Source organism: Pseudomonas sp. PAMC 25886, from assembly GCF_000242655.1.
Classification (GTDB): Bacteria; Pseudomonadota; Gammaproteobacteria; order Pseudomonadales; family Pseudomonadaceae; genus Aquipseudomonas.
In genome coordinates this window covers 164467-183483 of the sequence record NZ_AHHC01000083.1, presented here as the reverse complement: position 1 = coordinate 183483, position 19017 = coordinate 164467, and the positions used below count along the sequence as shown (strand labels likewise).

The window sequence follows — 19017 nt, the reverse complement described above, 5'->3', positions numbered from 1 at the left end:
TCAGGGGGATAGGTGCGTGGCGGCGATTGTGATAACATCCGGCGGTTTCCAGGGTCACCTCAAGGGGTAACCTTTAATGCGCAGATCCGTGTCATAACTCGTTGATTTGTCGTAAGTCGTTGCCAGGCACCATGCCAGCAGCGGCGAGCTTCGTTCGTCCCATATGGATGTGACGAGGTTTCACCCGAAAAAGGAATCAGGCTTCTCATGGGCGAACTGGCCAAAGAAATCCTCCCGGTCAATATCGAAGACGAGCTGAAACAGTCCTACCTCGACTACGCGATGAGCGTAATTGTCGGTCGGGCACTGCCTGATGCGCGCGATGGCTTGAAGCCCGTGCACAGGCGTGTGCTGTTCGCGATGAGCGAGCTGGGTAACGACTGGAACAAGCCGTACAAGAAATCTGCCCGTGTTGTCGGTGACGTGATCGGTAAGTATCACCCTCACGGCGACACTGCGGTGTACGACACCATCGTTCGGATGGCCCAGCCGTTTTCCCTGCGCTACCTGCTGGTAGACGGCCAGGGCAACTTCGGTTCGGTCGACGGCGACAACGCTGCGGCCATGCGATACACCGAAGTGCGCATGACCAAGCTGGCGCACGAGCTGCTGGCTGACCTGCACAAAGAAACCGTGGACTGGGTGCCGAACTACGACGGCACCGAAATGATCCCGGCGGTCATGCCGACCCGTATTCCCAACCTGCTGGTCAACGGCTCCAGCGGTATCGCCGTGGGCATGGCCACCAACATCCCGCCACACAACCTCGGTGAAGTCATCGACGGTTGCCTGGCCCTCATCGACAACCCCGAGCTGACCGTCGATGAGCTGATGCAATACATCCCGGGCCCGGACTTCCCGACTGCCGCGATCATCAACGGTCGTGCCGGTATCATCGAAGCCTACCGCACCGGCCGTGGCCGCATTTACATGCGCGCCCGCTCGATCATCGAAGACATCGACAAAGTCGGTGGCCGCCAGCAGATCGTCATCACCGAACTCCCTTACCAGTTGAACAAGGCGCGTCTGATCGAGAAGATCGCCGAGCTGGTTAAAGAGAAGAAGCTGGAAGGCATCACCGAACTGCGCGACGAGTCTGACAAAGACGGTATGCGCGTAGTGATCGAGTTGCGTCGTGGCGAAGTGCCTGAGGTGATCCTCAACAACCTCTACGCCCAGACCCAGCTGCAAAGCGTGTTTGGTATCAACGTGGTAGCGCTGATCGACGGCCGCCCGCGCATCCTGAACCTCAAGGATCTGCTGGAAGCCTTCGTGCGTCACCGCCGCGAAGTGGTCACCCGCCGTACCGTATTCGAACTGCGCAAGGCCCGTGAGCGCGGCCACATCCTGGAAGGCCAGGCGGTTGCGCTGTCGAACATCGACCCGGTCATCGCCCTGATCAAGGCCTCGCCGACGCCGTCGGAAGCCAAGGAAGCCCTGATCAAGATGCCGTGGGAATCCAGCGCCGTAGTGGCGATGGTTGAGCGTGCCGGTGCCGATTCGTGCCGTCCGGAGACCCTGGACCCACAATACGGCCTGCGCGACGGCAAGTACTTCCTGTCCCCGGAACAGGCCCAGGCCATCCTGGAACTGCGTCTGCACCGCCTGACCGGCCTGGAGCACGAGAAGCTGCTGGCCGAGTACCAGGAGATTCTCAACCAGATCGGCGAGCTGATCCGCATCCTCAACAGCGCCGTGCGCCTGATGGAAGTGATCCGCGAAGAGCTGGAAGTGATCCGCGCCGAATACGGCGACGTGCGTCGCACCGAGATTCTCGATGCCCGTCTCGACCTGACCCTGGGTGACATGATCCCGGAAGAAGATCGCGTCGTGACCATCTCCCACGGTGGCTATGCCAAGACCCAGCCATTGGCTGCGTACCAGGCCCAGCGTCGTGGTGGTAAAGGCAAGTCGGCTACCGGCGTCAAGGATGAGGACTACATCGCTCACCTGCTGGTTGCCAACAGCCACACCACGCTGCTGCTGTTCTCCAGCAAGGGCAAGGTGTACTGGCTGAAAACCTATGAAATCCCGGAAGCGTCCCGTGCTGCCCGTGGTCGTCCGTTGGTCAACCTGCTGCCGCTGGACAGTGATGAATACATCACCACCATGCTGCCAGTAGACGAATACACCGAAGGTCACTTCATCTTCATGGCCACCGCCAAGGGCACCGTGAAGAAGACCCCGCTGGAATCCTTCAGCCGTCAACGCAGCGTGGGCCTGATCGCCCTCGAACTGGACGAAGGCGACGTATTGATCAGCGCGGCGATCACCGACGGCGAGCGTGAAGTCATGCTGTTCTCCGACGGCGGCAAGGTCACGCGCTTCAAGGAATCCGACGTTCGCGCCATGGGCCGTACCGCCCGCGGTGTGCGCGGCATGCGTCTGCCGGAAGGGCAGAAGCTGATTTCGATGCTGATCCCGGAAGAAGGCAGCGAGATTCTCACTGCTTCGGCTCGTGGTTACGGCAAGCGTACTGCTATCAGCGAGTTCCCTGAGTACAAGCGTGGCGGCCAGGGCGTTATCGCCATGGTCAGCAACGATCGCAATGGCCGTCTGGTCGGCGCGGTCCAGGTGCTGGATGGCGAGGAAATCATGCTGATTTCCGACCAGGGCACCCTGGTGCGTACCCGGGTTGATGAAGTGTCGAGCCTGGGGCGTAACACCCAGGGCGTGACCTTGATCAAGCTGGCCAGCGACGAAACCCTGGTAGGCCTGGAGCGTGTCCAGGAGCCATCGGAAGTCGAGGGTGAGGAGCTGGAAGGTGAAGAGCTTGAGGGCGACGTGATCGCCGGTGGCGATGACAACGTCGACGAGCCAACACTCGACGCTGCCGCAGACGAAGAAGAACCGCAGGAATAAGCGGACACACAGGGGGCGGATGAAGATTCGCCCCCTTGTTGTTTGTCCCTTTTGAAATACGACGCCGCGCCGCTCTTGTAGGAGCCGGCTTGCCGGCGATGGCATCAACTCGGTTCAAGTGAAGCGCCGAGTCGTTTGCATCGCTGGCAAGCCAGCTCCTACAGGGTTCCGCGTTGCGGGATGTTGATTGCAGTCCCACCAGATCAGAGAGATTGGATGTGAGCAAGAGAGCCTATAACTTCTGTGCCGGTCCCGCGGCGCTTCCTGAAGCAGTCCTGCAGCGCGCGCAGGGTGAACTCCTCGACTGGCATGGAAAAGGCCTCTCCGTGATGGAAATGAGCCATCGCAGCGATGAGTTCGTGTCCATTGCCACCAAGGCCGAGCAGGATATGCGCGACTTGCTGGACATCCCGTCTGACTACAAAGTGTTGTTCCTGCAAGGCGGCGCAAGCCAGCAGTTCGCCCAGATCCCGCTGAACCTGCTGCCGGAAGACGGCACGGCCGACTATATCGACACCGGTATCTGGGGCCAGAAGGCGATTGAAGAGGCCTCCCGTTACGGCCACGTCAATGTGGCGGGCACTGCCAAGCCTTACGACTACTTCGCCATTCCTGGTCAGAACGAGTGGAAGCTCTCGAAAGACGCGGCCTACGTTCACTATGTGGCGAACGAAACCATTGGCGGCCTGGAGTTCGACTGGGTTCCCGAAGTGGGTGATGTTCCGCTGGTGTGCGACATGTCCTCGGACATCCTCTCGCGCCCGATCGATGTGTCCAGGTACGGCATGATCTACGCCGGCGCGCAGAAGAACATCGGCCCGAGCGGCATCCTGGTCAATATCATTCGCGAAGACCTGCTGGGCCGTGCGCGTTCGCTGTGCCCGACCATGCTCAACTACAAGGTCGCGGCCGATAACGGCTCGATGTACAACACCCCGCCGGCTTTCGCCTGGTACCTGTCGGGCCTGGTATTCGAATGGCTGAAAGAGCAGGGCGGTGTGGCTGCCATGGGCAAGCTCAACGAAGAGAAGAAACGTACTCTGTACGACTTCATCGACGCCAGCGGCCTGTACAGCAACCCGATCAACCTGACTGACCGTTCGTGGATGAACGTGCCGTTCCGCCTGGCGGACGACCGTCTGGACAAGCCATTCCTGGCCGGCGCCGACGAGCGCGGCCTGTTGAACCTCAAGGGCCACCGTTCGGTAGGTGGCATGCGCGCCTCCATCTATAACGCTGTCGATATCCACGCCGTCAGGGCGCTGGTGGCCTACATGGCAGAGTTCGAAAAGGAACACGGCTAATGTCTGAGCAAGAACTCAAGGCCCTGCGCGTACGCATTGACAGCCTGGACGAGAAAGTCCTGGAGCTGATCAGTGAGCGCGCGCGGTGCGCCCAGGAAGTTGCACGGGTGAAAATGGCGTCCCTGGCTGAAGGCGAAGTGCCGGTTTTTTACCGTCCGGAGCGTGAAGCCCAGGTGCTCAAGCGCGTGATGGAGCGCAACAAGGGCCCGCTGGGCAACGAAGAGATGGCGCGGTTGTTCCGTGAAATCATGTCTTCGTGCCTGGCACTGGAGCAGCCGCTGAAAGTGGCTTACCTCGGCCCGGAAGGCACCTTCACTCAAGCTGCAGCCATGAAGCACTTCGGTCACGCCGTGATCAGCAAGCCGATGGCCGCGATCGACGAAGTGTTCCGTGAAGTGGCCGCCGGGGCGGTGAATTTTGGCGTTGTGCCGGTGGAAAACTCCACCGAAGGCGCCGTCAACCACACTCTCGACAGCTTCCTTGAGCACGACATGGTGATCTGCGGCGAAGTTGAGCTGCGTATCCACCACCACTTGCTGGTGGGCGAAAACACCAAGACCGACAGCATCAGTCGCATCTACTCCCACGCCCAGTCCCTGGCCCAGTGCCGCAAGTGGCTGGACGCGCACTATCCGAACGTGGAGCGTGTGGCAGTGTCCAGCAACGCCGAAGCGGCGAAGCGGGTCAAGGGTGAGTGGAATTCGGCGGCAATTGCCGGTGACATGGCCGCTGGCCTATACGGCCTGACGCGCTTGGCCGAGAAAATCGAGGATCGCCCGGATAACTCCACGCGCTTCCTGATGATCGGCAGCCAGGAAGTGCCGCCGACCGGCGACGACAAGACCTCGATCATCGTCTCCATGAGCAACAAGCCCGGCGCGCTGCATGAACTGCTGGTGCCGTTCCACGACAACGGGATTGACCTGACGCGAATCGAGACTCGTCCTTCGCGCAGCGGTAAATGGACTTATGTGTTCTTTATCGACTTCGTCGGCCATCACCGCGACCCACTGGTCAAGGGTGTGCTCGAGAAAATCAGTCAGGAAGCCGTAGCACTCAAGGTGCTGGGCTCTTACCCGAAAGCGGTTTTGTGAGGCTTTAAGATGAGTGGCAACTTCCTCGCCCTGGCACAGCCGGGCGTGCAACAACTGTCGCCTTACGTTCCGGGCAAGCCTGTGGACGAGTTGGCGCGTGAGTTGAATCTGGATCCATCGAAGATCGTAAAGCTGGCCAGTAACGAAAACCCGTTGGGCCCAAGCCCCAAGGTACTGGCCGCGATTCGTGATGCGCTGGCTGAGCTGACCCGTTACCCCGATGGCAATGGCTTTGCGCTCAAGTCCCTGTTGGCGGAAAAGTGCCGGGTTGAGCTGAACCAGGTGACCCTGGGTAACGGTTCCAACGACATTCTGGAGCTGGTCGGCCGTGCCTATCTGGCGCCGGGCCTGAATGCAGTGTTCAGTGAGCATGCGTTTGCGGTCTATCCGATCGTCACTCAGGCGGTAGGGGCTGAAGCTCGCGTCATTCCTGCCAGGGATTGGGGCCATGACCTGCCGGCCATGCTGGCGGCCATCGATGACAAGACCCGTGTCGTGTTTATCGCCAACCCGAATAACCCGACCGGTACCTGGTTCAGCGCCGAGGTGCTGGACAACTTCCTCCAAGACGTGCCGGAGCACGTGCTGGTAGTCCTGGACGAGGCTTACATCGAGTACGCCGAAGGCAGCGACCTGCCGGACGGCCTGGACTTCCTCGCGGCTTATCCGAACCTGCTGGTCTCGCGCACGTTCTCCAAGGCTTATGGCCTGGCATCGCTGCGGGTCGGTTACGGCCTGTCCACCGCCGTGGTGGCCGATGTGCTGAACCGTGTTCGCCAGCCCTTCAACGTCAACAGCCTCGCACTGGCGGCGGCTTGCGCTGCGGTGCAGGACGCCGAGTACCTGGAAGAAGGTCGTCGCCTCAACGAAAGCGGCATGCTGCAATTGCAGGAAGGCTTCCGTGAGTTGGGTCTGGGCTGGATTCCGTCCAAGGGCAACTTCATTTGTGTCGATCTCGGCCAAGTTGCGGCGCCGGTGTTCCAGGGCCTGCTGCGCGAAGGCGTGATCGTGCGTCCGGTGGCCAACTACGGCATGCCGAACCACCTGCGCATCACCATCGGTTTGCCTGCAGAAAACAGCCGCTTCCTTGAGGCACTGGCCAAGGTTCTGGCTCGTGGTTGATGTCACTGCATTGCAACCTGCTGTGCCTATGATCGGTCGCCTGGTGGTGGTCGGTCTGGGATTGATCGGCGGCTCCTTCGCCAAGGGCCTGCGGGAAAGCGGCCTGTGTGGCGAAGTGGTCGGTGTGGACCTGGACCCGCAATCGCGCAAGTTGGCGGTTGAGTTGGGGGTGGTGGATCGCTGCGAGGCGGACCTGGCGATTGCCTGCCAGGGCGCGGATGTCATTCAGTTGGCGGTGCCGATCCTGGCCATGGAGAAGTTGCTGGCGCTGTTGGCCGGCATGGACCTGGGCCGGGCGATCCTGACCGATGTCGGCAGCGCCAAGGGCAATGTGGTGCGTGCGGCGCGGCTGGCCTTTGGTGGCATGCCTGCGCGCTTTGTGCCGGGGCACCCGATTGCCGGGTCCGAACAGAGCGGGGTGGAGGCGTCCAATGCGCAACTGTTCCGCCGCCATAAAGTGATTCTGACGCCGCTGGATGAAACCGATCCTGCGGCATTGGCCGTGGTGGATCGGCTCTGGCGCGAGCTGGGGGCGGACGTCGAGCATATGCAGGTCGAGCGCCACGATGAGGTGTTGGCGGCGACCAGTCATTTGCCGCATTTGCTGGCGTTTGGCCTGGTGGACTCGCTGGCCAAGCGCAACGAGAACCTCGATATTTTCCGTTACGCCGCCGGTGGTTTCCGTGACTTTACCCGGATCGCCGGCAGCGACCCGGTGATGTGGCACGACATCTTCCTCGCCAACCGCGATGCAGTGTTGCGCACCCTGGATACGTTCCGCAGTGACCTCGACGCCTTGCGTGACGCGGTCGATGCAGGCGACGGGCATCAGTTGTTGGGCGTGTTCACCCGTGCGCGGGTGGCGCGGGAGCATTTCAGCAAGATTCTGGCGCGTCGGGCTTATATGGATGCTGCTGTAAACGCGGATGACCTGGTGTTTCTCGCTAGCCCGGGTGGCCGCTTGAGCGGGCAGATTCGGGTGCCAGGGGATAAATCGATCTCTCATCGCTCGATCATGCTTGGGTCGCTGGCGGACGGCATCACTGAGGTAGAAGGTTTCCTGGAGGGCGAAGATGCCCTGGCGACCTTGCAGGCGTTTCGCGACATGGGCGTGGTGATTGAAGGCCCGCACCACGGGCGCGTCACCATCCACGGGGTTGGCCTGCATGGCTTGAAGCCGGCGCCAGGTCCGATTTATCTGGGTAATTCCGGCACCTCCATGCGGCTGTTGTCCGGTTTGCTGGCGGCGCAAAGCTTTGACAGCGTATTGACGGGCGATGCCTCGTTGTCCAAGCGGCCAATGAATCGTGTGGCCAGGCCATTGCGTGAAATGGGCGCGGTAATCGAGACCGGGCCGGAAGGGCGTCCGCCACTGACGATTCGTGGTGGCCAGACACTGAAAGGGCTGACGTACGCATTGCCGATGGCCAGCGCCCAGGTTAAATCCTGCCTGCTGCTGGCCGGGTTGTATGCCGAGGGTAAAACCTCGATTACCGAGCCCGCGCCGACCCGTGACCATACCGAGCGGATGTTGCGTGGTTTTGGTTATCCGGTGGAGGTGGCGGGGGCAACGGCGTCGGTCGAGTCCGGTCACTCGCTGACCGCGACGCATATAGAAGTGCCGGGGGATATTTCCTCATCGGCGTTTTTCCTGGTGGCGGCTTCGATTGCCGAAGGCTCTGAGCTGTTGCTTGAGCATGTGGGGATCAATCCGACCCGTACCGGGGTGATCGATATCCTGCGGCTGATGGGCGCGGATATCACCCTGGAAAACCAGCGGGAAGTAGGCGGCGAGCCGGTTGCCGATCTGCGTGTTCGCGCGGCGCCGTTGAGGGGTATCGAGATTCCCGAAGCCCTGGTTCCGCTGGCTATCGATGAATTCCCGGTGTTGTTCGTGGCGGCGGCGTGCGCGCAAGGCCGGACGGTATTGCGCGGTGCAGAGGAGCTGCGGGTCAAGGAGTCCGATCGGATCCAGGTGATGGCCGATGGGCTGCTGGCGTTGGGCGTAAAGTGTGAACCGACACCTGATGGGATTATCATTGAAGGCGGCGTAATCGGTGGTGGTGAAGTCCATGCCCATGGCGATCACCGTATTGCCATGGCCTTCAGCGTGGCCTCCCTGCGAGCGTCTGCGCCGATTCGTATCCATGACTGTGCCAACGTGGCTACGTCTTTTCCGAATTTTCTTACACTGTGTGCCCAAGTCGGCATCCGTGTTGCCCAAGAGGCTCAATTGTGAATATCAAAGCACCGGTGATTACCATCGACGGGCCAAGTGGCTCGGGCAAAGGCACGATCGCCGGCATCCTGGCCAAGCGCCTGGGCTGGTGCCTGCTGGATTCCGGCGCGCTGTACCGCTTGCTGGCTTTTGCTGCACGCAACCATGGCGTCGACCTGACCAACGAAGAATCACTGAAGCTGCTGGCTGCCCATCTTGATGTGCAGTTCGTCGGGGCGACGGAAGGTCATCCCCAGCGCATCATCCTGGAAGGGGACGATGTGACGGATGATCTGCGAAACGAACAGGTCGGTTCCTGGGCGTCCCAAGTTGCCGCCTTGCCGGCTGTGCGCGACGCTTTGCTGCAGCGCCAGCGAGCTTTTCAGGAGCCGCCGGGCCTGGTGGCTGACGGCCGCGATATGGGCACGGTGGTTTTCCCCGAGGCGCCGCTGAAGATTTTCCTGACCGCCAGCGCCGAGGAGCGGGCCCGTCGCCGTTACTTGCAGTTGAAGGGCAAAGTCGATGGTGTTAGTCTGTCGAGTCTGCTAGATGAGATCCGTGCACGCGACGAGCGTGACACCCAGCGTGCGGTAGCCCCGCTCAAGCCGGCGGCTGACGCCATACAGCTGGATTCCACGGAGTTGTCCATCGAGCAGGTGCTGGAACGCATCTTGAGTGAAATCGCCATTCGCGATATCGCCGGGTGACCAAGAAGGCCGCAGGGGACCAGTCATAGTCCTGTGGTGCTTCTTTTAATTGAAACTGACCCACACCGTCTGGGGTGTGGAGATGGGCGTATTCTTCGCCCTTATCAACAGGAATTAAAATGAGCGAAAGCTTTGCGGAACTCTTTGAAGAAAGCCTAAAAACCCTGAACCTTCAGGCAGGCTCCATCATCACCGGTGTTATCGTTGATATCGATTACCAAGCTCGCTGGGTAACCGTTCACGCTGGTCTGAAGTCTGAAGCTCTGATCCCGCTGGAACAGTTCTACAACGATGCTGGTGACCTGACTATCAATGTCGGTGACGAAGTTCACGTTGCTCTGGACTCGGTTGAAGACGGCTTCGGTGAAACCAAGCTGTCCCGTGAAAAAGCCAAGCGCGCTGAATGCTGGATTGTTCTCGAAGCAGCCTTCGCAGCTGAAGAAGTGGTCAAGGGCGTTATCAACGGTAAGGTTAAAGGCGGCTTCACTGTCGACGTTAACGGCATCCGTGCGTTCCTGCCAGGTTCTTTGGTCGACGTTCGTCCTGTGCGCGACACCACGCACCTGGAAGGCAAAGAACTCGAATTCAAGGTCATCAAACTCGACCAGAAACGCAACAACGTTGTCGTTTCCCGTCGCAGCGTCCTGGAAGCAGAAAACTCCGCCGAGCGTGAAGCTCTGCTGGAATCCCTGCAGGAAGGCCAACAAGTCAAAGGTATCGTCAAGAACCTCACCGATTACGGCGCATTCGTCGATCTGGGTGGCGTCGATGGCCTGCTGCACATTACCGACATGGCTTGGAAGCGTATCAAGCATCCATCGGAAATCGTCAACGTTGGCGACGAGATCGATGTCAAGGTTCTGAAGTACGATCGTGAGCGCAACCGTGTCTCCCTGGGCTTGAAGCAGCTGGGCGAAGATCCATGGGTCGCTATCAAGGCTCGTTACCCAGAAAGCACTCGCGTCACCGCGCGTGTTACCAACCTGACCGACTACGGCTGCTTCGCAGAGCTGGAAGAAGGCGTGGAAGGCCTGGTACACGTTTCCGAAATGGACTGGACCAACAAAAACATCCACCCTTCGAAAGTCGTACAAGTCGGCGACGAAGTGGAAGTTATGGTTCTGGACATCGACGAAGAGCGTCGTCGTATCTCCCTCGGCATCAAGCAGTGCAAATCTAACCCATGGGAAGATTTCTCTGGCCAGTTCAACAAGGGCGATAAAATCTCCGGCACCATCAAGTCGATCACCGATTTCGGTATCTTCATTGGTCTGGACGGCGGCATCGACGGCCTGGTTCACCTGTCCGACATCTCCTGGAACGAAGTTGGCGAAGAAGCTGTTCGTCGTTTCAAGAAGGGCGACGAGCTGGACACCGTTATCCTGTCGGTTGACCCAGAGCGCGAGCGTATCTCCCTGGGTATCAAGCAACTGGAAAGCGATCCGTTCTCCGAGTACGTTCAAGAGAACGACAAAGGCGCAATCGTTAAAGGCATCGTGAAAGAAGTTGACGCCAAAGGCGCCATCATCACTCTGGCCGACGACATCGAAGCGACTCTGAAAGCCTCCGAAATCAGCCGTGACCGCGTTGAAGACGCGCGCAACGTTCTGAAAGAAGGCGAAGAAGTAGAAGCCAAGATCATCAGCGTTGACCGCAAGAGCCGCGTAATCCAGCTCTCCATCAAGTCGAAAGACGATGCTGAAGAGAAAGAAGCCATCCAGAGCCTGCGCGACAAGCCAGCTACCTCTGAGCCTTCTGCTGGTCCTACCACTCTGGGCGACCTGCTGCGTGCACAAATGGAAAAGCAGAACTAAGTTCTGTCAGACCATAGAAAAAGGGCGACTTCGGTCGCCCTTTTTTGTGCCTGGGATTTGGTGTTGTGCGAACTTCATCTTGGCGTTCTGCGGCTGGGGCGCTGTGGTCTTACTGGTAGCGCTTACGTGCTCTTAGGCTCCATCGGGCAGTCATCACGCTTGAGTGGCTTCTATGCTGCTACGCGAGCTGAGAAGTGATGGGGTGTAAAGTCGTGGCTCTGAGAGTTAGGCCCCAACTCTTTGAATATAAGTCAATACTTGGGCTGTTCAAATTCCTCCGGTCATGCTAAAACCTTCGAAGCGCTTTTCCTAGCTGCTTGAAAAAGAAGGGAAAAATATGACGAAGTCGGAGTTGATCGAACGAATTGTCACCCATCAAGGGCTGCTCTCATCCAAAGATGTCGAGCTGGCCATCAAGACCATGCTTGAACAGATGTCACAGTGCCTGGCTACCGGTGATCGAATTGAGATTCGTGGGTTTGGTAGCTTCTCACTGCACTATCGCGCGCCTCGTGTAGGTCGCAACCCGAAAACCGGGCAATCAGTCAGTCTTGACGGCAAGTTTGTACCGCATTTCAAGCCGGGCAAGGAATTGCGTGATCGGGTGAACGAAGACGAAGAAGAAGGCGTCTGAGTGTTTTTGGGGTAGGAGAAGGTTATGCGTGGGGTTAAGCGCGTTGTGTTGGTGCTGATTACTTTGGTCGTCATGGTTGGGGTGCTAGCGTTTGTGCTGGAGAATCAACAGAGCGCCGCTTTGTCATTCCTGGGGTGGGCCACTCCCCAGGCACCGATTTCCATCTTTATTACATTGGCTTTGCTTGTAGGAATGATCGTTGGCCCATTGGTGGGTTTGGCGTTTAGGTTGAATCGCTCCCCTCGGTCGAAGAGGCTGGCGCCCTGATCGATAGCTCGGTGCTCACGGGGTGCCGCGCAAGCTTTTGTAATATTTTTCAAGAAGATTGGCTTTTTCGGAACAGTCCTACAGATTGTCAAGACTTGTAATATGGCAATTAGATGGCAAAATGCTTGCTGTTCTCGAGAATAGGCAATTTTTGTGGCTCATCCCAGCAGCGACGCCGGGGGCGAGCCAGATGTTTATAATTCTAAAAAACCATGAATTGTCTGCATAACGAGCCCGCAGTTTCTCTTTGAAGGCAGGTTTTTGTTGTGAGTAGTAGTTTTAATGCCCCTCCGGTACCACCATCCGATGAAATTGATCTTGTCGCGCTTTTTCAGGCGGTATGGCAGCAAAAGGTCCTCATAGTCATAGTCACCGCGCTTATTGGCGCGATGGCTGCCGCTTATGCCTTTTTTGCGACTCCAGAATATCAAGTCAGTAGCGTTTTGCGCCCTGCGGCGATCAACGAATTGGATGCGTTGAATCGATCTGGAATTTACGGTCTTCCTCCTGGAGAGGCGCTGATCAGGGTCGGAGCGTCTCTTGAGTCGTATGACACCCGCCTGAGTTTTTTTCGGACTCATCAAAATCTATTTAAGGCATTTGAGCGTCCAGGAAGAACTCTCGAGCAGAGTTTTGAGGAGTTCAATCGTAACTCGATCAATCTGGTTCTGCCTGATCCTAAAAAAGCCGACTCCCTGAGTGCCTATATCAAACTTGAGATGAACTATCCTAAGGGAATTGATGGTGTCTCGATTTTGAACGGATTTATTCAGTTCGCGATTGATACCGAGCGTCATCAGATCGGCGCAGATTTGAACGTAATCGTGAAAAACCGACTGAACGAGATTGAAGGCAAGCTGAAAGCTGCTCGCTCAAGCTATGAGATCGATAAAGAGGCAAAAATTGCCACTCTGACTGAAGCTGATGTGCTTCGGCGTGCCCAGTTGCAGGATGAGCTCAAAGCGCTCAGGGCCCAATTGAAAATCATCCGTGGTGATCGGCTTGTACTGCTGAACGAGGCAATTGGCATCGCCAAATCGCTGGGTATTAAAAAGCCAGCTACTCCCTCGTCGCTCGGCGATGAAAACCGCGCTGGGACGCCAGGCATGATGCGTACCGAAATCAATAACCAGCAGATCCCCCTATATTTTATGGGCGTAGATGCACTGGAGGCAGAGCGAAATGCCCTGCAACGGCGCACGTCTGATGACTTTACTGAAGGTCGTATCGCCCAAATTGCCAAAGAGCTTCAACTGCTGCGGGCCAATCGTCAGATTGAGGTCTTGAATCGTCGTGAGAATGAAGACCTGTTTCTAATCAATGTGGAGCCCCTGCGTGCAGAGGAGGCTCGGCTACGTAAATTGAATATCGATATGAGTCGGTTGAAACTGGTGGCTATTGACAAGCAGGCGCTCGAGCCGCTGAGTCCAATTAAGCCGAAGAAAGCTCTCGTGCTCGCAATGGGGCTATTTCTGGGTGGGATTCTTGGCGTTCTGATTGCTCTGGTTCGAACACTACTGGCAAACAGGAAAAGAATGGCGTCACGTCAAGTGCCCGTTCTCGGCTCTGAACTGCTTGGAGAGGGAAAAGCTCAGGCTCAGACGCGAGTGTGTTAACTGCGTCAATTAGGGTTGTGTCGCTCGATTGTGTGCAAACAACCCGACCTCCAATTCTTCTCTCGGTATAGGGATTGCTCCTATACCGAACCAAATCACCTTCGGGTGTTCAAAAAATGACTCTCCGGCATGCCATGAGCCTTGAGGCTCTAGGCGTTGCATGTCTGACGTCGGGATCCGGATGCCGCGAGTTCTGATTTATATTGGTATCGCGTAGTATGATTATCTAGCTGTCATGGAACTCTTCTAATTGAGAATCATCGAAGCATGATGGCATTGCGCTATGCTTCGCGGTCTTCTGATTATCCGATTCCGAGTGCAACTGAGAGCGATATTCTTCATGGTGTTCAGCGGGTTGTGGTGTTTAAACTATCGGCGCTGATGGGCCAGGAGCGATACGTACCCTATTCGACAGGGGAGGCTGCGGCAGTGCCAGAAACAGACCTGAATTGTTCGCTGATGGAATATGCTGCTGACGAATAATATAGGTGGTGGAATGCCTCAAAAAGCATCACTGAGGGATTAGTTGGATGTGCGGGCCATGACTGTACCAGGAGAGAGTACTGAATCGGCGTCGCGCTTGAAGCACTTCATACTGAAATTAATTCAGTAAATATTATGGATTCTCTGATTATTTAGGCTTTGATTATGCAAAAACTGGAAGATATTAAGCTCGCCATCATCGGCCTTGGATATGTGGGCCTGCCCCTCGCAGTGGAGTTTGGTAAGCATCGGACGGTGGTCGGGTTTGACATTAACCAGCCGCGTATCCAAGCCTTGAAAGAAGGACATGATTCAACTCTCGAAGTCAGTGACGAGGAGCTGAAGCAGGCGGGCTATTTGAGTTATAGCTGTGAGCTGAATGAGCTGGGTGCCTGCAACACTTTCGTCGTTACCGTTCCGACCCCTATCGACGAATACAACCAGCCAGACCTGACGCCTCTGATCAAGGCTTCTGAAAGCATCGGGAAGGTATTGAAGAAGGGCGATCTGGTAATTTACGAGTCAACCGTATATCCAGGCGCTACAGAAGAAGACTGCGTCCCAGTTCTTGAGCGGGTCTCTGGTCTCAAGTTCAACGTCGATTTCTTCGCTGGGTACAGTCCTGAGCGGATCAACCCGGGCGACAAAGAGCACCGTGTTACTACGATCAAAAAAGTCACTTCCGGCTCCACGCCTGAAATTGCTGACCTGGTCGACGCACTTTACAATCAGATAATTGTCGCGGGCACTCACAAGGCTAGCAGCATCAAGGTTGCCGAGGCTGCCAAGGTTATCGAGAACACTCAGCGCGACTTGAATATTGCGCTTATCAACGAGCTGGCGATTATCTTCAACAAGATGGGCATTGATACGGAAGCGGTGCTTGAGGCGGCGGGTACGAAGTGGAACTTCCTTCCGTTCCGTCCAGGGCTGGTCGGCGGGCATTGCATCGGTGTTGACCCCTACTACCTTACTCATAAAGCCCAGTCAATCGGTTACCACCCGGAAATCATCCTGGCCGGCCGTCGTTTGAATGATGGCATGGGCGCTTACGTTGTTTCCCAGTTGGTAAAAGCGATGTTGAAAGAGCGGATCCATGTAGATGGTGCTCGCGTATTGATCATGGGCCTGACTTTCAAGGAAAACTGCCCGGACCTGCGCAATACTCGTATCGTCGATATCGTGAGTGAACTGGCAGAGTACAACATTGCTGTGGATGTTTATGATCCATGGGTGAGTGCTGCCGAAGCGGAGCATGAGTATGGGATCACTCCTGTTTCCGAGCCGGGAGTAAATGCATACGACGGTATCGTTCTGGCGGTCGCTCACAATGAGTTCCGTGCCCTGGGTGCAGAAAATATCCGCCGGTTCGGTAAGGCGGAGCACGTTCTTTATGATCTTAAATATCTTCTGAGTCGTGAAGAATCGGACATTCGCCTGTAAGCCCAGGTTTCTGAAGTCGTTAACCTAAATCAAATTACGAGCTAATATCGATGACCCGCTACGAAACTCTGATAGAAACACTTCCAGCTTCGCCGAAAACCTGGTTAGTCACCGGAGTTGCGGGTTTTATTGGCTCTAATTTGTTGGAAACACTGCTTGGTTTGAATCAGACGGTTGTCGGGTTGGATAATTTCGCTACCGGTCACCAAAGAAACCTCGACGAAGTGAAAAATACAGTTCTCCCTGAGCAGTGGGCACGTTTTCGATTTGTCGAAGGTGACATTCGAGAGCTCAAGGATTGTCATCAGGCCTGCGAAGGTGTGGATTATGTACTGCATCAGGCCGCTTTGGGGTCTGTTCCTCGTTCCCTTAACGACCCGATCACAACAAACGGTACCAACATTGATGGCTACCTCAACATGTTGGTCGCGGCACGGGATGCCAAGGTAAAGAGCTTTACTTACGCGGCAAGCAGTTCGACTTATGGCGATCATCCCGGTCTGCCAAAAGTTGAAGATGTGATCGGTAAGCCGCTGTCCCCCTACGCGGTCACCAAGTACGTCAATGAACTGTATGCCGACGTTTTCGCCAGATGCTATGGTTTTGAAACAATCGGTTTGCGTTACTTCAATGTTTTTGGCAAGCGCCAGGATCCTGATGGTGCTTACGCGGCTGTTATCCCAAAATGGGCGGCCGCGATGATAAAGAACGAGGAAGTTTTCATCAATGGTGATGGTGAAACCAGTCGGGATTTCTGCTTCATCGAGAATACAGTTCAAGCCAATATTTTAGCCGCGACTACAAGCGATTCTTCCGCGCGCAATCAGGTTTATAATGTGGCGGTCAGTGGGCGCACTGATCTCAATATGTTGTTTTCGGCGTTGCGCGAATCCTTGGCGGAAAACGGCATCACTTATGATAAAGAGCCTGTGTATCGAGACTTTCGCGCGGGTGATGTGCGCCATTCACAGGCAGATATTGGCAAAATACAAACGCTTTTGGGATATACACCCAAGTTTAATATTGGGCAAGGCATCGCAAAGGCTATGCCTTGGTATGCGGAATTCTTGAAGTAAGAATAGCGCGAGATATGGATTTTCTCTATCTCGCTATATAGCTTACTAATAAGTACTCAGCTACGAGGCGCGGTTGAGTGATTAAGATTAGCGCAAGGAAGTTTTATGAGCGATAAGCCTATTTATGTAACTCAGCCCTACCTTCCGCCATTAGAAGAGTTTGTTCCCTATCTTGAAAAAATATGGGAGAGCAAGACACTGACCAATGGAGGCCCAATGCACCAGCAGCTTGAGAAGGAGCTCTGTGAGTACCTGGGGGTGGAGCACATTGCGCTTTTTAATAACGGTACAATCGCGTTATTGACTGCGCTGCAGGCGCTCAGAGTTACAGGCGAAGTCATTACGACACCTTACTCATTCGTTGCGACTGCTCACTCTTTGTTGTGGAATGGGCTGCAGCCCGTTTTCGTGGATATCGATCCAGATACTTTCAATTTGGACGCGAAAAAGATTGAAGCTGCAATCAGCTCGAAAACTACAGCTATCATGCCGGTCCATTGTTATGGTTTTTCGTGTGATGTTGATGCAATTCAAACTATTGCTGATAACTATAATCTTAAAGTTATTTATGATGCTGCGCATGCATTTGCTGTTAAGGATGTGGGCGGCAGCATACTGCGTTATGGGGATTTAAGTGTTTTAAGTTTTCATGCGACAAAAGTTTTCAATACTTTTGAAGGCGGTGCAATAATTTGTCCTGATGCCAAAACGAAGAAGCGAATTGAGCAGCTTAAGAACTTTGGTTATGTGGATGAGGTTACCGTCGTTGCCCCTGGTATTAATGGAAAAATGAGTGAAATAAATGCAGCCTTTGGGCTGCTGCAACTTAAACATATTGATAAGGCTCTTGTCCGCCGTAGAGAGATAGCGAGCAGATATTCACACGCTTTGCAGTATGTTAAAGGTATCAGGGTGGTGTCCCCTCCGCCGGGCCTAGAAGTTAACTGTTCTTACTTTCCAATATTAATCACTGATGAGTACTCTTTGAGTCGCGATGCGCTTTATCAGAAGCTAAAAGATAAAAATATATTTTCAAGGCGTTATTTTTATCCGTTGATCAGTGAGTTTTCGATGTATCGAAGTATGAGTTCTTCGGCTAAGGAAAATTTGCCTGTCGCGAACGATATTGCAAGTAAGGTGTTGTGCTTGCCGATTTATCCGACGCTTGAGGATTCTGCAATAGATAAAGTAATAAATGTTATTTTAGATGTGTGAGGTGAGTAAGTGAAGCTTGCGATTATGCAGCCATATTTTTTTCCGTATGCCGGTTATTTTAAGTTGGTTTCGGAAGTCGAAAAATTTGTGGTTCTTGATGATGTGAACTATATAAATCGTGGGTGGATAAACCGAAATAGACTTTTTCTGGCTGGTGAGGTTCGTTACGTAACTGTGCCCCTTGTGGGGGCCAGTCAGAATCTTAGGATAAATGATATTTCCGTACAACCCAAAGAGGTATGGCATTCGAAGTTACTTGACAGCATTCGACAGTCTTATTCAAAAGCACCTAATTTTATTAATACATTTGAATTGATAAGGCATGTGCTGGCGGCAGGGGGGACGGAGGATAAAATATCCGATGTCTCCCGGCGTAGTGTAATGGAAACGTCTAGGTGTTTAGGGCTTGACACGTATTTCGTAGAAACGTCTTCTGTCTATGAAAATGCACGTTTGAAAGGACCTGATCGGATTGTCGATATTTGTTTGCGGGCTAGTGCTACTGAGTATTTTAATCTCCCTGGTGGGGAAGGACTTTATGAAAAAGATTTTTTTTATGAAAGTGGTTTGGAGTTAAAGTTTGTATCTCCTAATCTAGTTCCTTACTCTCAGTTTGATAGGGAGTTTATTCCAGGACTATCTATTATAGATGTACTAATGTTTAACTCTTTCGAAGATTCCCGCAGCATAGTTTTGGGTTAGTGCTGATGGGTGATAATGGTTCGCCTTGTGGAGTTGAGGTGCTTTATGCTGCCAGCAGATATAAAGAATCTAATAATTGCTGAACAGGCTCTTCAATCCGGTGCGTTGGTTCGCGGCGTGTCTGTTGAAGATTATGTTCAGAAAACACAAAAGAGTGCAGAGTTTTTAATTCATTACACAGCAGATAGCTGCTTGGGGTTTGTCGCCTTCTACTGCAATGATTTTGAAAGTAAACGAGGGTACATTACGATGGTCCTCATATCTGAACCTGGGCGAGGAAAAGGGGTCGCGAAGCAACTGGTTATTGGGGTACTGAATACAATGAGGTCGCGTGGATATCAAACGTGCGGATTGGAGGTTTTGCGCTCAAATCATTCTGCCTATAATCTTTACGTCAAGTGTGGATTTCTTGTTGTGAATGAAACAGAAGAAGTTATTAAAATGTCCGTTAACTTGTGAT

The 19017-nt window shown here is 54.7% G+C and carries 16 protein-coding genes; all 16 read left to right on the top strand.

The window, feature by feature from the left end; translation table 11 throughout:
• Nucleotides 1-207 precede the first annotated feature (207 nt).
• The 16 genes from gyrA (at nt 208) to MUM_RS1000000133625 (ending at nt 19016) form a co-directional block, all read left to right on the top strand.
• Nucleotides 208-2862, top strand: coding sequence for a DNA gyrase subunit A (gene gyrA / locus MUM_RS0127395; RefSeq protein ID WP_010176232.1), 2655 nt, complete (start codon nt 208-210; stop codon nt 2860-2862).
• Nucleotides 2863-3080: 218 nt separating this feature from the next.
• Nucleotides 3081-4166, top strand: coding sequence for a 3-phosphoserine/phosphohydroxythreonine transaminase (gene serC, locus MUM_RS0127390; RefSeq protein ID WP_010176230.1), 1086 nt, complete (start codon nt 3081-3083; stop codon nt 4164-4166).
• Complete coding sequence (gene pheA / locus MUM_RS0127385; protein WP_003218812.1) at nt 4166-5260, top strand: prephenate dehydratase; 1095 nt, start codon at nt 4166-4168, stop codon at nt 5258-5260. The genes serC and pheA overlap by 1 nt, the downstream gene beginning before the upstream one ends.
• 9 nt (nt 5261-5269) lie before the next feature.
• Nucleotides 5270-6382: a histidinol-phosphate transaminase gene (gene hisC, locus MUM_RS0127380; protein ID WP_010176229.1), complete on the top strand. Its 1113-nt coding sequence runs from the start codon at nt 5270-5272 to the stop codon at nt 6380-6382.
• A 28-nt stretch (nt 6383-6410) separates the two neighbouring features.
• Nucleotides 6411-8621 carry a bifunctional prephenate dehydrogenase/3-phosphoshikimate 1-carboxyvinyltransferase gene (locus MUM_RS0127375; protein ID WP_010176228.1) on the top strand — a complete coding sequence of 737 codons (2211 nt, stop codon included), beginning with the start codon at nt 6411-6413 and terminating at the stop codon, nt 8619-8621.
• Nucleotides 8618-9307 carry a (d)CMP kinase gene (gene cmk / locus MUM_RS0127370; protein WP_003172653.1) on the top strand — a complete coding sequence of 230 codons (690 nt, stop codon included), beginning with the start codon at nt 8618-8620 and terminating at the stop codon, nt 9305-9307. The genes MUM_RS0127375 and cmk overlap by 4 nt, the downstream gene beginning before the upstream one ends.
• 119 nt (nt 9308-9426) lie before the next feature.
• Nucleotides 9427-11121, top strand: coding sequence for a 30S ribosomal protein S1 (rpsA, locus tag MUM_RS0127365; protein ID WP_003218806.1), 1695 nt, complete (start codon nt 9427-9429; stop codon nt 11119-11121).
• A gap of 337 nt (nt 11122-11458) precedes the next feature.
• Nucleotides 11459-11755 carry an integration host factor subunit beta gene (ihfB, locus tag MUM_RS0127360; protein WP_003218804.1) on the top strand — a complete coding sequence of 99 codons (297 nt, stop codon included), beginning with the start codon at nt 11459-11461 and terminating at the stop codon, nt 11753-11755.
• A 24-nt stretch (nt 11756-11779) separates the two neighbouring features.
• Nucleotides 11780-12022 (top strand): lipopolysaccharide assembly protein LapA domain-containing protein, encoded by a 243-nt coding sequence (locus tag MUM_RS0127355; RefSeq protein WP_010176226.1) that lies wholly within the window; start codon nt 11780-11782, stop codon nt 12020-12022.
• A 266-nt stretch (nt 12023-12288) separates the two neighbouring features.
• Nucleotides 12289-13638: a Wzz/FepE/Etk N-terminal domain-containing protein gene (locus tag MUM_RS0127350; protein WP_010176225.1), complete on the top strand. Its 1350-nt coding sequence runs from the start codon at nt 12289-12291 to the stop codon at nt 13636-13638.
• Nucleotides 13639-13905: 267 nt separating this feature from the next.
• The gene (locus tag MUM_RS1000000134375) at nt 13906-14121 is read left to right on the top strand and encodes a hypothetical protein (RefSeq protein ID WP_141629559.1); all 216 of its coding nucleotides are present in this window, start codon (nt 13906-13908) and stop codon (nt 14119-14121) included.
• 165 nt (nt 14122-14286) lie between these two features.
• The gene (gene tviB, locus MUM_RS0127345; RefSeq protein ID WP_010176224.1) at nt 14287-15564 is read left to right on the top strand and encodes a Vi polysaccharide biosynthesis UDP-N-acetylglucosamine C-6 dehydrogenase TviB; all 1278 of its coding nucleotides are present in this window, start codon (nt 14287-14289) and stop codon (nt 15562-15564) included.
• A 50-nt stretch (nt 15565-15614) separates the two neighbouring features.
• Nucleotides 15615-16640 carry an NAD-dependent epimerase/dehydratase family protein gene (locus MUM_RS0127340; protein ID WP_010176223.1) on the top strand — a complete coding sequence of 342 codons (1026 nt, stop codon included), beginning with the start codon at nt 15615-15617 and terminating at the stop codon, nt 16638-16640.
• Nucleotides 16641-16745: 105 nt separating this feature from the next.
• Nucleotides 16746-17855 (top strand): DegT/DnrJ/EryC1/StrS family aminotransferase, encoded by a 1110-nt coding sequence (locus MUM_RS0127335; protein ID WP_010176222.1) that lies wholly within the window; start codon nt 16746-16748, stop codon nt 17853-17855.
• 9 nt (nt 17856-17864) lie between these two features.
• Nucleotides 17865-18557, top strand: a complete 693-nt coding sequence (locus tag MUM_RS1000000133630; RefSeq protein ID WP_081480137.1) for a WbqC family protein — start codon at nt 17865-17867, stop codon at nt 18555-18557.
• 45 nt (nt 18558-18602) lie between these two features.
• A complete protein-coding gene (locus MUM_RS1000000133625; protein ID WP_158000317.1) occupies nt 18603-19016 on the top strand; it encodes a GNAT family N-acetyltransferase in 414 nt (137 codons plus the stop codon).
• Nucleotide 19017: the final 1 nt, after the last annotated feature.

What these genes read in the sequence shown, in the direction of transcription:
- MUM_RS0127355 (WP_010176226.1), top strand. Translation starts at nt 11,780, where the DNA reads ATGCGTGGGGTTAAGCGCGTTGTGTTGGTGCTGATTACTTTGGTCGTC.
- tviB (WP_010176224.1), top strand. Translation starts at nt 14,287, where the DNA reads ATGCAAAAACTGGAAGATATTAAGCTCGCCATCATCGGCCTTGGATAT.
- rpsA (WP_003218806.1), top strand. Translation starts at nt 9,427, where the DNA reads ATGAGCGAAAGCTTTGCGGAACTCTTTGAAGAAAGCCTAAAAACCCTG.
- MUM_RS1000000133625 (WP_158000317.1), top strand. Translation starts at nt 18,603, where the DNA reads ATGCTGCCAGCAGATATAAAGAATCTAATAATTGCTGAACAGGCTCTT.
- MUM_RS0127335 (WP_010176222.1), top strand. Translation starts at nt 16,746, where the DNA reads ATGAGCGATAAGCCTATTTATGTAACTCAGCCCTACCTTCCGCCATTA.
- ihfB (WP_003218804.1), top strand. Translation starts at nt 11,459, where the DNA reads ATGACGAAGTCGGAGTTGATCGAACGAATTGTCACCCATCAAGGGCTG.
- MUM_RS0127375 (WP_010176228.1), top strand. Translation starts at nt 6,411, where the DNA reads ATGATCGGTCGCCTGGTGGTGGTCGGTCTGGGATTGATCGGCGGCTCC.
- pheA (WP_003218812.1), top strand. Translation starts at nt 4,166, where the DNA reads ATGTCTGAGCAAGAACTCAAGGCCCTGCGCGTACGCATTGACAGCCTG.
- MUM_RS0127340 (WP_010176223.1), top strand. Translation starts at nt 15,615, where the DNA reads ATGACCCGCTACGAAACTCTGATAGAAACACTTCCAGCTTCGCCGAAA.
- MUM_RS1000000134375 (WP_141629559.1), top strand. Translation starts at nt 13,906, where the DNA reads ATGATGGCATTGCGCTATGCTTCGCGGTCTTCTGATTATCCGATTCCG.
- gyrA (WP_010176232.1), top strand. Translation starts at nt 208, where the DNA reads ATGGGCGAACTGGCCAAAGAAATCCTCCCGGTCAATATCGAAGACGAG.
- hisC (WP_010176229.1), top strand. Translation starts at nt 5,270, where the DNA reads ATGAGTGGCAACTTCCTCGCCCTGGCACAGCCGGGCGTGCAACAACTG.